The organism is Verrucomicrobiia bacterium (assembly GCA_036268055.1).
Taxonomy (GTDB): domain Bacteria; phylum Verrucomicrobiota; class Verrucomicrobiia; order Limisphaerales; family Pedosphaeraceae; genus DATAUW01.
This window is the reverse complement of the sequence record DATAUW010000021.1, coordinates 70466-85296: the sequence shown is the minus strand read 5'-3', so window position 1 is coordinate 85296 and position 14831 is coordinate 70466. Positions and strand designations below refer to the sequence as shown.

Genomic DNA, 14831 nt, shown 5'->3' with positions numbered 1-14831 from the left:
TTTCCGCAAAGGATTGTCTCGCAACCAGAACATACAATTTTACGTGGACAATGTGTAAAATAAAATCGTCGCATCCACCTAACAAACAATAATTTGCAACTTAACTTATTTATCTCCAAAAAAGATGTGGGTAATGACAAGCCATTTATGGCTGGGTTTGCATCCGTTCCAAACCAAGTCCCGCAGGGACGAAAGAATTTTCCTCTTGGAACCAACCCTCACCCACTCGCCCAACGCTTCTCATTAACCCCCAACTTCAGTTGGGGGGAAAACTCCGTCAGAACGATGTCCGGACACACCCTTTCTCACTTCAAAAATCCCGAACCCGCCGCCTCACAAAACTCATTCCGGCATGCTCGACCATTCCTGGCTGTCGTAACTCGGCTGGCTAATGGATTGATTCCAAGGTTTGTCCGTAAGGCTCGTGTCCCAAACGCCGAAAAATTGCGCCCAGATGATCTGGCTCGGCAGCGACGCCGCCGCGTGTCCATCCACATAAACGAAATTGGCGCGATAATTGTGTTTGGCATGCGCGGTTTGCAGCCTCCCATTTTCCGAGGTGACACCCGTGCCTGGCCCGGAATTGCCCGCCCAAACGCTATCGAACCACGCCGCATCCGCCACGCCCAAAATCTGCGTGGGATCATTCGAGCCGCTGCAATCCGCGATCGCGATCAACTCCGAAGGCCGCGCGGCATTCGCCGCCTTAAACGGCTTGAGTTGAGTCATATCGCTGACATTATTCGGCAGCACGCCGAACACCCCGACCTCATTAAATCCATACGAAAGAAATCCCGTGATGCTCGGGTCCCAGATGCCGCTGCCGCCCGGCGTCGTGTAAGTCAGCCCGCGTTTGCGCTTGGGGCAGACCCAGCTCAAATTATTGCCGATATATTTCACCAGCATCGGCGCCACCGTGTTCGGCTTGATGCCGCCGGTCAAAGTCCATTCGCCGCCGCAAGCCAGCCCCTTCGAATTTTGATACGGCCCGCCCGTCCACCACGGGCTGACCAGCGGAAAAACGTCTCCGTCATCACCCGCATACATCGTCATGCCCAGGGCGATTTGCTTGGTGTTATTGAGGCACCCAATCGCCTGGGCCCGGTCCTTCGCCCTCGCCAGGGCCGGCAAAAGCAACCCCGCGAGAATCGCGATGATCGCGATCACCACCAGCAATTCAATCAACGTAAATGCCGAACGCAAAAATGGCTGTTGTCTTTTCATATAGTTCGTCGCAAATCCAGATGCACAGCATCGAACGGCGTACGCGCAGATGGATGCCGATACAGCCGGAGCTTTCAGTTTGTGATGTAGATAGAGTGGCAGAAGCCCTCCTCCCGCGGTATCCCCTAAAGTGAGGAGGCCCACTGGAAGCAATTATTAAACACTGTAGCCTCCCACGGTACGGCGGAACTGCCGCTCCGCCGTCCCCCTCCGCAAATGAAACCAAAACCTAAAGCCTACCTCGACTCTACATGATGCTTCGCCACCGCTTCGAGCCGATTGCGAACATGCAGCTTCTGGCAAATATTCTCCACGTAAGTGCGCACCGTCGTCACCCGAATATTCAGCTTGTCGCTGATCTCCTTATAGATGAAACCCGCCGCGAGCAGGTCCAACACTTGAAGCTCGCGCGGCGATAAATTCTCCGTCTCCTCCGGCGCGGGCCCGATCATGTGAAAATGTTCAATCACCTTGCTCGCGATATGGCTCGACATCGGTGAACCGCCCCCCACCGCGTCGCGCACCGCGTCCAGCATTTGCTGGGGCGGACACGACTTCACCAGATACCCATTCGCCCCCGCCTTCAACGCCTTGAAAATCCGGTCGCTGTCCTCATAAATCGTGACCATGATGATGCGCAACGCCGGGTTCGCCCGCTTCAACTCCGCCACGCACTTGATCCCCGAGATGCCTGGCAGTTGAATATCCATCAACACCACGTCGAGCTTGAGCCCAGGAATTTTTTTGAGCGCCTCCTCGCCCGAAGCGAACGCGCCCAGGCATTGGATGTCATCCGCCGTGCCGACGAGTTCCACCAGTTGCTTGCGCAAACCCGGATCGTCTTCCACCACCGCGACAGATTTCTTTTTCATGACTTCGACTGCTCCCGCCCGGCCTCGATATTCATCGTGTCCGGCACAACGTCGCGTGCGGAATTCGTTTCGGCGACTTTTATTTTCAACCGCAGATGCACCGAGGTTCCGCTTCCCGGCTGGCTCTCCACCACGCACGTGCCGCCAAGGTCTGCCATGCGGCGCTTCATGTTGGCAAGCCCATTTCCTCCCGCCATGCCCGAAGCCTGGAACCCGCAGCCATTGTCCTGGATCGAAATCGCCAGCAACATTTCCGAAAAAACCACCCGGATCGTCAGCTCCGTGGCGCTCGCGTGCTTCATGATATTATGCACCGCCTCCTTCACCGCCATCGCCAGATTATGCCGCGTCTGGCTGGACACCTCCACGTCGCGCGGCAGCATGGGAATTTGAAACCGGCAGCGCAACTGCGCCGGCTCGCACAACTGGCTCGTCATCTGCCGCAGATAATTCCCCACCGCATAAAGATTGTCGTTCTCCGGGTTCACCGCCCACACCGTTTCGTACAAAGCCGACACCAAATCCCGCGACATCTGCGAAATCTGGTGAAAATTTTCCGCCGCATTCTGCGGAAAATTCATCTGCCCCGGTGCCATCGCGCTCAACATCGAAATTTGTGTCACCCGCGCCCCCAGGTCGTCGTGAATGTCCCGCGCGATGCGCAACCGCTCCTGCTCCAGCGCCCGCTGCTCTTTGAGCCGCGAAACTTCCCGCTTCAATTTATGCGACGCGTGATACCGCACTCCCGCCGCCGCCGCCGCAATTAATATCGTCACCACGATCAGCCAGAATTTCGCCTGCTTCCAAATCGGCAGCGGCACAATCAGATCCACCGAAGTCTCCACTCCCGTTGGCACGCCAAAAATCGTTTCCTCCTTCACCGCAAACCGATAATTGCCCGGCGGCAAATCTTGATACTCCGCCGCCCGCGTGTCCGCCACGCCGATGCTGAACAACTCATTCCACTCCACCACCAGCAATTCCCCCGGGCGCACCCGCGGCGCCGTCGCCAATTTATTATGCCATTCGGCGTGCCCAATCGGGTCCTCATCCAAAATCGCCAGCGCCTTTTTCTGCGGGTCCTGGCCGATCTCCACCACCTTCGCCATGCTCGGCCCTGTGCCATCGCGTTGCCAATCCTTCGGCGACTGGTCAAGGTTCGTGTCCGAATCCGCGTCAAACGGATTGCCCAGCAGAATTTGCGGAGTGCCATTCGTCGTGACATGCGAAACCTCCAAACCATCCACGACATACACTCCCACCGCCGACGGCGGCCCCGCCGAAGACAACACCAGTTCAACCCGCGTCGCCCGCGGCGGCACCAGTATCGTCTCGCGCCGATGTGTCAGCGTGGAAGTCTTCAGCGAACCATTCCAGCCCGTGCTGTCTTTCTCCACCGTGAAAACGTGCTGATCAACAATGTCGAGCGAATCATTATAAAAACTCACCTTGAAAGTCATCGCCGAGGAACGCCCGCGCCGCCATACAGGATCGTAACCTTCCAGCTTAAATGTCAGCCGGATCGGAACCCACGTGGAATTCGTCGCCGGCCCAAAACCAAAAGTCACCCGCTCGGGATACGGGTCGAGTTTGATTTCGTGTTTGCCTTGCGCGCTCAAGTCCCGGCCATCCACCATCACCGAATAGATTTGCAGCGAACCATTCGGCAGGGCGACATGGCGAGCTTCCTGGCCAAAGGCAACGCCCGCCCAAAGCATGATCAATGCGAAGCCGGAAAGTTTGAACACTCAGGCATTTTACCACGCCGTTGAAAAGCTAGCAATGCGAAAGCCGCCGGACCGCGATCATGGTCGCGCTTAAACGCTGCTCTTAAACAGAATATTACGACGTCAGTCCATTTTTAGGTTCATCGAGTTTCCGCGATTTGACGCGCTCACCCTCGAAGAAAAGATAAAGCACCGGCAGCACGATCAATGTCAGTATCGTCGCCGATACCAGCCCGCCGATGATCACAATCGCCAGCGGCTTTTGCGTTTCGGAACCGATGCCGTGCGACAACGCCATCGGCAACAATCCCAGCATCGCGAGCAACGCCGTCATCAGCACTGTGCGCAAACGGATCGCCGCGCCATTCTTCACCGCTTGCAACGGCGCCTGCCCCTCCTCGCAAAGTTGATTGAAACAACTCACCATCACCACGCCATTGAGAACCGCCTGGCCGAACAACGCGATGAATCCGATCGCGGCGGAAACGCTCAGCGGAATTCCCGTGATCAGCAGCGCGAAAATACCGCCAATGAGCGCGAACGGCACATTCAACAAAATCAGCAGCGAACTTTTGATCGAGCGAAACGTCCCAAAGAGCAGGATGAAAATCAAAAACGTGCTCACCGGCACAACGATGGAAAGCCGTTTCATCGCGCGTTGTTGATTTTCAAATTCGCCGCTCCACGTCACGAACCAGCCGTGGGGCAAGGCAATTTTGCGGACTGCCGTTTGCATGTCCGCGACCACGCTGCCCATGTCCCGCCCCTTGATGAAGACGCTCACCGCCGAAAGCCGCGTGCCGTCTTCGCGGCTGATGTTCATGCTGCCGCTCGTCTGCTTGAAGCTCGCGACTTGTTCCAGCGGAATGTGCAGGCCGTCCGGCGTGTCCACCAGCACGCCCCGAAGTTTGTCGAGCGAACGCTCCGCTTCGGGCAGGCGCAACACCACGCTGAAATGTTTTTCGCCTTCCCACAATTCCGTCGCTTCCTTGCCGCCCAGCCCCGTTTCAATCACGTCTTCGATGTCGCCGATGTTCAGCCCGTACCGCGCCGCGCGTTCGCGATTGATTTCAATCAGCGCCTGCGGCACGCGCCCCGCGCGATCCACGCACGCCGTGTCCACGCCCGGGATGCCGGCAATCGTCTTCACGAATTCCTCCGCCTTGTCGCGCAACGCCGCCGAGTTATCCCCAAAAACTTTGATCACCACTTGCCCGTCAATTTGCGAAATACTTTCGAGCACATTATCGCGGATCGGCTGGTCGAAACTTAAATTAAGGCCGGGCAACCGCTGAAGCCGGTCGTTCAACTCGTCAATGATCTTGTCCTTGGTCATGCCCGGTCGCCAATCCTTCGGCGGTTTCAGATCCACGAAAATTTCCGCCATGTTGATCGGCTTGGGATCGGTCCCGTCTTCGGGGCGGCCCGATTTGGAAATCGCGGATTTCACTTCCGGCGTTTCCATCAGCAACTCGCGCAACTGCCGGCAATAGTCACGCGCCTGCTCCACCGAAACACTCGCCGGCATATCGGCGTTCAACCAGATCGTCCCCTCATTCAACTCCGGCAAAAATTCCGTTCCCAATCGCGTAGCCGCCATCAGGCTCACCCCCAGCGCCGCGACCGCCAGCACCAAAACCAATTTGCGCCACTCAATCGCCCACGCGAGCAATGGCTCATAAAAACCGCGTGCGGTGCGGGTCACAAAATTTTCTCCGTGGGAAATATTTTTGCGCAGCAGGAAATAACAAAGCAGCGGCACGAGCGTCAGCGAAAATATCAGCGAACCCACCAGCGCGCTTGTCACGGTCCACGCCATTGGTGCGAAAATTCTGCCCTCGTGCCGTTGCAGTGTGAAGATCGGGATATGCGCGGCGATGATGATGAGCATGGAGAAAAATGTCGGCCGCCCCACTTCCACTGTCGCCGCCATGATCGTTTCGCGCAGGGAAGCTTTATCATTCTTGTGCGCGCTTTCGCTTAACTTGCGGAAAATATTTTCCACCACGATCACCGCCCCATCCACGATGATGCCGAAATCCATCGCCCCCAGCGAAAGCAGGTTTGCCGGAATGCCGCGCCACGTCAGTCCAATGAATGTCGCCAGCAATGAAAGCGGAATGACGAAAGCCACGATGGCCGCTGCGCGAAAATTTCCGAGAAACAACAGCAGCACGAACGTCACGAGAATCGCGCCTTCCGTGAGGTTTTTAAAAACCGTGTGCAGCGTCGTATCAATGAGCCAGGTACGATCGTAATACGGCACGATCTTCACGCCCGGCGGCAGGATGGATGTGTTCAGCACTTCAATCTTGGCCTTCAGCGCTTTCAACACCTCGGATGGATTATCGCCTTTGCGCATGTCCACGATGCCCGAAACAATATCGTCTTCCTTGTCCTGGCCCATGATGCCTTCGACCGGCACATTGCCGATGATCACGTCCGCGACGTCCTTCACCAGCACCGGCATGCCGCTATGCGCCGCGAGCACGATGTTCTTGATGTCGTCAACCGATTGCAGCATGCCCACGCCGCGAATCAGATATTGCTGCGCTCCTTGCGTGACCTTGCTGCCGCCGACATTGCCGTTGCCGCGGCCAAGCGCCGTATAAAGTTGCTGGAGCGAAATCCCATAATACCGCAGGCGTGACAAATTGGGATTCACCTCGTACGTCTTGATCAACCCGCCATAGCCATTCACATCCGCGACGCCCGGCACGGTGCGCAGATTGCGTTCCACCACCCAGTCTTCCAGCGTCCGCAAATCCCGCGTCGAATAACCGTCGCCCTTGACGCGATACCGAAAAATTTCGCCAATGGCCGTGCTGAGCGGTTGCAACTGCGGCTGCACGCCCGTCGGCAAATCCGCCGCGGTGAGGCGTTCAAGCGTTTGCTGCCGCGCGATCAGATCAGTCGTATGGTCGTCGAACGTCAGCATGATAAACGACAGTCCGAATTGCGTGTGCGAAAACATGCGCACCATGTGGGGCAATCCGTTCAACACCGCTTCAATCGGCATCGTGACTTGTTTCTCCACTTCCTCGGGCGCGCGACCGGGATAAAGCGTGATGACATTCACCTGAATGTCCGAGACATCGGGAAACGCCTCGATCGGCAGATGCAAAAATGCCGCCACGCCGCCCGCGATGAACAGCGCCGTCATAAGCACGATGAACATCGGCTGCTCCAAGGCAAAATGAATGACACGTTTGATCATGCGAGGAAATTTTTTATGATCGGGAGATGAATGATTGCCGGTGGCATGCGCGGCCTAGTCGAACATTTCTTCCAGCAACAGCGCGCCATCAGTCACGATGCGTTCGCCCGGCTGCAAACCGGAAAGCACCACCACATCATCGCCGGCATTTTCACCCGCCTTGACTTCGCGCCGCTGAAAATCGCCGGGATGTTCTTCCACAAAAATACAATGCGTGCTGCCGCGCAAAAAAACCGCCTTCGCCGGAACCTGCAATCGCGCCACCGCTTCGACCGGCAATTCGGCAGTCACGAACATGCCTGCCCTGAGCTTGAGCGAGGCATTGTCCACCGAGCCGCGCACCGTCACCGAATGGGTCGTGTCGTCCAGCGATTGCGCCACCATTTCCACTTGGCCCATGAAGGTTTCGTCCGGCAGGGCAGCCGAGCGCACCGTGAGCGGCAGCCCGCGCTTCAGGTTGTGCAACTGGCTTTCAGGCACGTCGAGTTGCACCCACAAATGCGCCGGCGAAGTCACCACGAACAACGGCAGGACGAGTTGCGGCGCGTTGGCGAGCATCAGGTCGGAACGAATTTCCTGGCCGCGCGTGATATTCCTTTCCACCAGCACACCCGCGAGTGGCGAGCGCAAAACATAAGTCGAATTCGTAGTGCTATCATTGCCGCCATAATTCGCCAGCCGCGCGAATGAACGCTCTTTCTCCGCGCGCGCGGCCACCGCGGCGGCATTCGCGGTCTCGACATCCTTTTCCGCGGCGGCCCCGTGCTGCATCAATTCCTTCGCGCGAGAAAATGCTTTCTCCGCCGCCTCCGCATTGGCCGAAGCGGTGCGGGCCTCGGCCAGCGCCTGCCCGAAATCCGGCGAATCCACTTCCGCCAGCGCATCGCCCGCGCTGAGTTCCTGCCCCGGCTCGGCGTTGATTTTGGTCACGCGTCCGGCCACCGGCGAATAGATACGCACGGTAAAATCGTCATTCCACACCAGCCGCCCGGACAACGTGATCGAGGCATTCGACGAGTTCTGCGTCGTTTCCACAGTGATGCTCGCCAACTGCGGCGCGTTCGTCGGAAAAATAATTTCATTCGCAGAAATTTTCGGCGCTGGCGCGTCATCCGCTTTGGCTGCTTGCTTGCAACCGGCAAGTGCGATAACCAGCAGCGCCGCCACTATTGCCGCAAACGACAGGCGCAACCAAAACCCGATGCCCAGTTTCGGTGCTTTGGCAGCGCTCCTTTTAATGTTTGAAATTTCTGTTTTCATTTCACGGAGGTCAATTCACGTTCGGTCGAGGTCGTTTCTGCGGCCAGCAAATCCGCCGCCGTGCTGGCGGTGTCCGCCATCGCCTGCGCGGTCGCCAGCCGGACATCATTATCCGTGCGCTCCGCTTCCAAAAAATCCACCAGCGAAGTCCCGCCCTTGCGATAGGCAAACTCCAGCGACTCGCGAATCTTGCCGGACTTGGGGCCGGTCACCTCGCGATACATATTCCAGCGCTCGCTGGCTTCGCGATAACTCACCTGGGCATTCGCGATGTCCGCGACGGCTTGCGCCCGCGCCTTGTCGAGCGCGATTTGCGATTGGTCCACCGTGGTCTGCGCGGCCTTGATATTGCCGCCGTTGAAATTCCACAACGGCAGCGGAAAGGAAACTCCCGCGATGACCGTATTCACATCCGGCCCGATTCCCGTGCCGCCGCCCGGCGGGTTATGCTCAATCCCGATGGAAAACGTCGGGTCGGGAATGCGCTCGGCTTTTTGCAATTTGAGTTGCGCCTGCGAACCCCGTAAATCCTGCGCCGCCGCCGCAATGTCCGGACGCACTCCCACGCTGTTCGTCTCGACGATGCCTTGGTTCGCGACGAGCTGATCCAGCGAATCCGTTGGCGTCCACTGGCCGTTCGGTTCGCCTTCGCCCAATAAAATTTCCACGGCGACACGCGCCTGCACCGCCGTCGCATCCGCCGCGCGCGCCTGCAATTCGTATTGCTCCGCCCCGATCTCGATTTGTTTCTCGTCGGAATCCGAAAGATCGCCCGCCCGCAATCGAGCCTGCGCGATGTCCGCCTCATGATGCAAAAACCCCGAAGACTCATGGAACACCCGCGCATTTTCTCCCGCCAGCAACGCCGCCACGTACGCCTTGGTGACGCCTTGATCCAGCGTCCGCTTCGCATCCAAAAACCGCGCTTTCGCACCCGCCACACCTGCCCTCCCCGCCATTTGGCGCGCATGCCGTTTGCCGCCGATCTCAATAAGCTGATTGACCTGGACAATGGTGTCGTAATTGCGGCTGTAGATGCCATTGCCCATCGGCGTGGAACTGTCGTGAGTTCCGATGCGCGCGGTGGACCATGCGAGCGACGGATTGGGAAATTCCTTGGCCACGATCAACTGCGCGGTGGCCGCGTCGAGCCCGCTTTTTGCCGCGAGCAAATCCCAGTTGCGCTCGAACGCCATCTGTTTTGCATCCGCGAGCGACAACCCCCGCCCGCCCGTCACGACATTCGTGACGCCGGCCACGCCCAGCGACGGCTCTCCGATCATCGAAGAGACCACATAGATGAGCAGGCGCATAAAAGATGCGCACCGTATGAAACGACGATTCAACACCGCCTCGATTAAAGCCGCTCCCCTGTCGAATCGTATGTTAGGCGCGGGATATTTATTTTGTAGGGTGAGACCCTACACGCCGGACGAAGACCATATATATGCGCCCCAAATGGCATTTCCTGAACTCAATCCGCCGCACGTTTCTCATTCCAGCGAATCGCCTCGCGCAAAAGTTCCGTGGCGTTCGCCAGCTTCAGCTTTTCCTTGATGCGCGCGCAATAAGCCTGGACCGTTTTCATGCTCACATGCATCGCCTCGGCGACTTGTCTGGTTTCATAACCCTCCCCAAGCATTTGAAAAACTTCCAATTCGCGATCACTGAGTTGCTCGATCGGCGACCTCACGTCCAGCGCCGGGCCGTCCACAAATTTTTCCGCGAGCAACGCCGCCAGCTTTTCACTGACATATAATTTCCCTTCGAGCACCCGGCGAATGGCAGCGATGACGTTCTTGGTCGTCTCCCGCTTCATGATGTAACCGCGCGCGCCCGCCCGCAACGCGCGCTCGGCATAAAGCCGTTCATCATGCATCGAAAGCACGATCACCGCCACGCCCGGATGCGATGCCTTGATGTTCTTTATCAGTTCAATGCCCGAACTATCCTTGAGCGAAATGTCCACGATGGCCACGTCGGGCTTCGACGCCGCGATGGAAGTCAGCGCGACCGACGCCGTTTCGACCTCCCCGCAAACCACGAGATCGGGTTGCTGATGGATGAGGTTCGTCAGCCATTCGCGCACCAGCGGATGGTCATCCACCAAAATGATTTTTGTTTTCGGTTTATTCACGTGAACCTTTCGCCGGAACATTTTCCTGGCGCAATGTGCAAGTCACCACCGTGCCGCCCGCCGTGCCGCGCCGCGCGCTGAACACCGCGCCGATCATGCTCGCCCGATGGTCCATGATGCGCAATCCCATGCCCTCATTATGCGCCGGCAACGGCTCCGGCAAACCCACGCCGTCATCCTGCACCCGCAACGTAATGCCTTCATCCAACGCTTCGAGATAGATAACAATATTTTTCGCCTTGCCGTGTTTGATCGCGTTACTGATGGCTTCCTGCGCGATGCGATACAAATGCCCCGATACCGTCACGTCGTGAATCAACACCGGCGAATCGCACTCGAAACGGCAGCTCACCTTAAACAAATCACCCGTGTTCGCCGCCAATTCCTCCAGCGCCTGCATCAAACCGCCCGCCTCCATTTCGATCGGATGCAAACCCTTGGCGAGCTTGCGCGAGAGCGCGATCCCCTCCTCGACCAGTTCTACCACTTTGCTGGCATCGGCCGCCTCGGGCACATTTCGCATGGCGAGTTTTTCCTCCAGCACCTGTCCCGCGAGCGCCGTCCCCGTGAGATGCTGGCAAAGGCTGTCGTGCAAATCCTGGCCGATGCGGCGTTGCTCCCGGTCACTGACTTCGAGCAACTCGCGCTCCAGCCGTTCACGCTCGCCCATCTGTTCGGTAAGTTCGTTCGTGCGCAATTTCACCCGCGCCTCCAATTCATTGTGCAGCGACCGCAACCGCGCCAGCAGCCAGACGACCACCAGATAAAAAGTGAGCAGGATGAACGCATTCCAGATCGGCACCAGCGGATTGGGATAACGCGCGCCCGACGCCAGATCACCCGCCACCGACACCACCACGCTCAACACCGAGATAAAAATCGCGAACCCGCGATTCACGAACCACGCCGCCATTCCCACCGCGAGCAAATAAAAAACCGAGAACGTGATCTCGCGGCCCGTCGCATAATCCACGAAGCCCACCGCAAAAACCGACACCACCGCCGCGAGGATAAAAAATGCGTTCGCCCGGTTGGGACTCTGTTTCATTTCTGGAAGTATAACACCGGCGGGTAAAATTCAGCCAGATTCTTTCGTCCACCTCATTTGCCTTTTAATTTATTATTTTCTAAAGCTGCCTCGGCGAACTTCCAGGAAAAAATTAATAATTTAAACAGCTTTAATGAGGCTCCTTAAAAATGCCTTATAGACGACGATAAGTGACATATTCATTTTATACCCTTCTTATAGTATGCCTTCGATAATTCGCTTTATAGGTTGCCAATCTTTATCCAATTTTGGTTTTCAGAAAAAAGCGATGGCCAGTCCGTTCTATCCTTTAGAAGCCGCACTTATAGTCTGGTTATTTTTTAATCCACCCGTCTAACGGCTAAACTTTTCACGCTAAAAACCGATATAAGGAATGGCTTGCCTATGCCGGCGCGCCGATGTATCAGAGAAGCACGTCCGCGGTGGCTCATTTATGAAAGCTGGAATTTTAGTGCCTATATCGGGATGCAAGGCAGGCCTGCCCAACCTCGCGCAGGCGCCTGGAAAAGCTGGACTATGGCTGGCGATTGTTCCTCCCAATCTGCCGGAGTTTGTTTCATTGGATATTTCGCGCCCTGACTATTCATGACGTATCGCAACCTAAGTCACCGGTTCCAGTTCGAAACCTGGCAAATCAGGTTGGAAAAAGTTGCGCAAATATTTTTCTTCAGTGCCGCTCTATTAAGCGGGTGCGCCGTTTCGGCCGCGACCAATGAAGCACCCCCCACCGCCGATTCCCCGACCGCCACCAATGCTGCTCCGTCGTCCGCCCAGGGTCCGTTCGCCTATAGAAAAATGAGCCTGGAAGAGTTGATGAACCAGGATGTCACCTCGGTATCCAAGGAGCCCATACCCTACCTGCAAGCGCCAGCCGCCATTCAAGTCATCACGCAGGACGAAATCCGGCGCTCGGGTGCGAGCAGCATTCCAGAAGCGTTGCGCCTTGCCGACAATTTGAACGTGGCGCAGATCAACTCTTCCAGCTGGGCCATCAGCGCCCGTGGATTCAACGGCCAATTCGCCAATAAACTTTTGGTGTTGATGGATGGCCGGACGGTTTACACCCCGCTTTTTTCCGGCGTGCTTTGGGACATGCAGGATTATCTGCTGGAAGATCTGGACCGCATTGAAGTCGTCAGCGGACCCGGCGGCACGCTTTGGGGAGCCAACGCGGTCAACGGCGTCATTAACATCACCAGCAAGAGCGCCAAGGATACGCAGGGGCTTTACACCGAAACCGGCGGTGGAACCGAGCTTCGCGAATTCGCCGCCGCGCGCTACGGCGGTGTCCTGGCCTCCAATGTCTATTACCGGGTTTATGGCAAATATTTCAATCGCGGCGATGAATCGCCGGGCGATCCACACGCTCTTGGTTCGGGCGGCGATTCGTGGCGGCAGGGGCGCGGCGGTTTTCGGATTGATGCCGAAAACATTCCCGGGAACACATTCACTCTGCAAGGCGATTACTTCACTGGGAACGAAGACATTCAGCCCAGCGTCGGCAACTCCGGCGTAAGCGGCGGAAATATCCTCGGCCGGTGGTCGCATCCTTTCTCCGAGGACTCCGACATGACGTTGCAGGTATATTATGACCGCACGCACCTCGCTTTGCCCAAGACCAATGAATCTTTTGATTTTATCGTACCGTTTGGTGAACCAGCCGGAACTTTAAAAGACACGCTCGATACTTATGACGTGGATTTTCAACATCATTTCCAATTACTGAATTGGAACCGCGTCGCGTGGGGACTCGGCTACCGATTTACTTACGATTCACTCCAGGGAGCGCCGACCACAACTTTTCTTCCGCCTATCTTGAAACAAAATCTGTTCAGCGGTTTCGTGCAGGATGAAATCAAGCTGGGCCCAAAAGTGATCCTGACTCTCGGAACGAAACTGGATCATAATGACTACACCCATTGGGAAGTCCAGCCGAGCGGGCGTTTGCAATGGAATGTGACGAGCAATCAGATGATCTGGGGCGCGATTTCCCGCGCCGTCCGCGAACCCTCCCGCATTGACCGCGAATTGCGCACGCCCACGGGAGTGCCTCCAATCATTGCGCTATTTGGATTCCCTTCGAGCATCCTGAATGGCTCCGAGAGTTTCACTTCGGAAACCGTCGTCGCCTATGAATTGGGTTATCGCGCCGAACTGGGCCCCAAACTGTCCACGTCTCTCTCCACTTTTTTCAACGATTATGACAATATCCGAAGCGTCTCACCCGGACCGCCGCCGTTTTTTCTTCCCGAAACTTTTCAGAATAATCTCACCGCGCAAACTTGCGGGCTTGAACTGAGCGCGGACTGGCAGGTGAGCGATTGGTGGCGTCTCCACGGCGGATACAGCCTGCTCAACGAACGCGTTCACGTCAAACCCGGCCAGGTGGATGCCACCCACGCGCTCAACGAAACCGCCGATCCCGCCAATCAATTTTCCATCCGCTCCTCGTTCGATCTGCCGCAGAATATCGAACTCGACAACGAATTGCGCTGGGTGGATTCCCTGCGCGTCAATAACAATGGCTCTCCCGCAACCGTTCCGAGTTATTTTGAGATGGACGCGCGCATCGGCTGGAAACCCAAGCCGTGGCTTGAACTCGCCCTCGTCGGCCAAAATCTTTTGCATGACAGCCATTACGAATTTGGAGTTCCGGGCACAGCCGATGCAGATGCCATCCGGCGCAGCTTTTACGGCAAAGTATCCATCCGATGGTAATTGGCCCCCGCACTAACTACTGATGAACCTCGCGCTCGAAAACGTATTTTCTCGAGCCGCCCGGGCTGTGCGGTTTCTGCTGCTTTGCCTCGCGGCATCCAGCTTCGCATTTACCCCGGGCCAAAGCGATGCGGAGACGACGGTCTCGAAAGAATACCAGCTCAAGGCGGCATTCTTATATAATTTCGTTCAATTCGTCCAATGGCCGGGCAATGCTTTCACCAATGCCCAGACGCCTTTTGTCATCGGCATTTTGGGCGATGACCCATTCGGCGCCGCACTGGACGAAACCGTTCAAGGCCAGACCGTGCTGGACCATAAATTGATTGTTCAGCGGGCCAAACGGCTTGAAGACCTCCGCGACTGCCAGCTTATTTTTGTCAGCAAATCGGAAAAGTCGCGCATGGCGGATATTCTTTCCACCTTGAAAGACCGCCCGGTGTTGACCGTGAGTGAGACGCAGGGCTTTGCCAGTCACGGCGGCATGATCAATTTTTATTTGGATGGAAAAAAGGTGAGGTTCGAATTGAACCCCGAAGCGGCGCAACAGCGGGGCCTGAAAATCAGTTCCCAACTGCTCAGCCTGGGAAAGATCGTGGAGTCCGAACCCGGCGCAACCCTCAAGTGA

The 14831-nt window shown here is 56.8% G+C and carries 11 protein-coding genes; 3 read left to right on the top strand and 8 right to left on the bottom strand.

The window, feature by feature from the left end:
* Positions 1–342 precede the first annotated feature (342 nt).
* The 8 genes from VH413_14790 to VH413_14755 all read right to left on the bottom strand — a co-directional run bounded on the left by VH413_14790 (position 343) and on the right by VH413_14755 (position 11485).
* Positions 343–1224 (bottom strand): type II secretion system protein, encoded by an 882-nt coding sequence (locus tag VH413_14790; protein ID HEX3799958.1) that lies wholly within the window; start codon positions 1222–1224, stop codon positions 343–345.
* Between the two features lie 236 nt (positions 1225–1460).
* Positions 1461–2096, bottom strand: a complete 636-nt coding sequence (locus VH413_14785) for a response regulator transcription factor (GenBank protein HEX3799957.1) — start codon at positions 2094–2096, stop codon at positions 1461–1463.
* Positions 2093–3844 (bottom strand): sensor histidine kinase, encoded by a 1752-nt coding sequence (locus VH413_14780; protein HEX3799956.1) that lies wholly within the window; start codon positions 3842–3844, stop codon positions 2093–2095. The genes VH413_14785 and VH413_14780 overlap by 4 nt, the downstream gene beginning before the upstream one ends.
* 94 nt (positions 3845–3938) lie before the next feature.
* Complete coding sequence (locus VH413_14775) at positions 3939–7040, bottom strand: CusA/CzcA family heavy metal efflux RND transporter (protein ID HEX3799955.1); 3102 nt, start codon at positions 7038–7040, stop codon at positions 3939–3941.
* A gap of 54 nt (positions 7041–7094) precedes the next feature.
* Positions 7095–8300 (bottom strand): efflux RND transporter periplasmic adaptor subunit, encoded by a 1206-nt coding sequence (locus VH413_14770; GenBank protein HEX3799954.1) that lies wholly within the window; start codon positions 8298–8300, stop codon positions 7095–7097.
* A complete protein-coding gene (locus tag VH413_14765; protein HEX3799953.1) occupies positions 8297–9613 on the bottom strand; it encodes a TolC family protein in 1317 nt (438 codons plus the stop codon). The genes VH413_14770 and VH413_14765 overlap by 4 nt, the downstream gene beginning before the upstream one ends.
* A gap of 161 nt (positions 9614–9774) precedes the next feature.
* A complete protein-coding gene (locus VH413_14760; protein ID HEX3799952.1) occupies positions 9775–10437 on the bottom strand; it encodes a response regulator transcription factor in 663 nt (220 codons plus the stop codon).
* Positions 10430–11485, bottom strand: coding sequence for a sensor histidine kinase (locus VH413_14755; GenBank protein HEX3799951.1), 1056 nt, complete (start codon positions 11483–11485; stop codon positions 10430–10432). The genes VH413_14760 and VH413_14755 overlap by 8 nt, the downstream gene beginning before the upstream one ends.
* Before the next feature lie 433 nt (positions 11486–11918).
* Here VH413_14755 and VH413_14750 point away from each other — a divergent pair, with 433 nt between their 5' ends.
* From VH413_14750 to VH413_14740, 3 genes are all read left to right on the top strand, one after another.
* Positions 11919–12074: a hypothetical protein gene (locus VH413_14750; GenBank protein HEX3799950.1), complete on the top strand. Its 156-nt coding sequence runs from the start codon at positions 11919–11921 to the stop codon at positions 12072–12074.
* A gap of 206 nt (positions 12075–12280) precedes the next feature.
* Complete coding sequence (locus tag VH413_14745) at positions 12281–14203, top strand: TonB-dependent receptor (GenBank protein ID HEX3799949.1); 1923 nt, start codon at positions 12281–12283, stop codon at positions 14201–14203.
* A 22-nt stretch (positions 14204–14225) separates the two neighbouring features.
* Positions 14226–14831 carry a YfiR family protein gene (locus VH413_14740; GenBank protein HEX3799948.1) on the top strand — a complete coding sequence of 202 codons (606 nt, stop codon included), beginning with the start codon at positions 14226–14228 and terminating at the stop codon, positions 14829–14831.

Excerpts from the sequence above, each read along its gene's own strand:
- VH413_14765 (HEX3799953.1), bottom strand. The coding sequence starts at position 9,613 with ATGCGCCTGCTCATCTATGTGGTCTCTTCGATGATCGGAGAGCCGTCG.
- VH413_14790 (HEX3799958.1), bottom strand. The coding sequence starts at position 1,224 with ATGAAAAGACAACAGCCATTTTTGCGTTCGGCATTTACGTTGATTGAA.
- VH413_14750 (HEX3799950.1), top strand. The coding sequence starts at position 11,919 with ATGAAAGCTGGAATTTTAGTGCCTATATCGGGATGCAAGGCAGGCCTG.
- VH413_14785 (HEX3799957.1), bottom strand. The coding sequence starts at position 2,096 with ATGAAAAAGAAATCTGTCGCGGTGGTGGAAGACGATCCGGGTTTGCGC.
- VH413_14775 (HEX3799955.1), bottom strand. The coding sequence starts at position 7,040 with ATGATCAAACGTGTCATTCATTTTGCCTTGGAGCAGCCGATGTTCATC.
- VH413_14740 (HEX3799948.1), top strand. The coding sequence starts at position 14,226 with ATGAACCTCGCGCTCGAAAACGTATTTTCTCGAGCCGCCCGGGCTGTG.
- VH413_14770 (HEX3799954.1), bottom strand. The coding sequence starts at position 8,300 with ATGAAAACAGAAATTTCAAACATTAAAAGGAGCGCTGCCAAAGCACCG.
- VH413_14745 (HEX3799949.1), top strand. The coding sequence starts at position 12,281 with ATGAGCCTGGAAGAGTTGATGAACCAGGATGTCACCTCGGTATCCAAG.
- VH413_14755 (HEX3799951.1), bottom strand. The coding sequence starts at position 11,485 with ATGAAACAGAGTCCCAACCGGGCGAACGCATTTTTTATCCTCGCGGCG.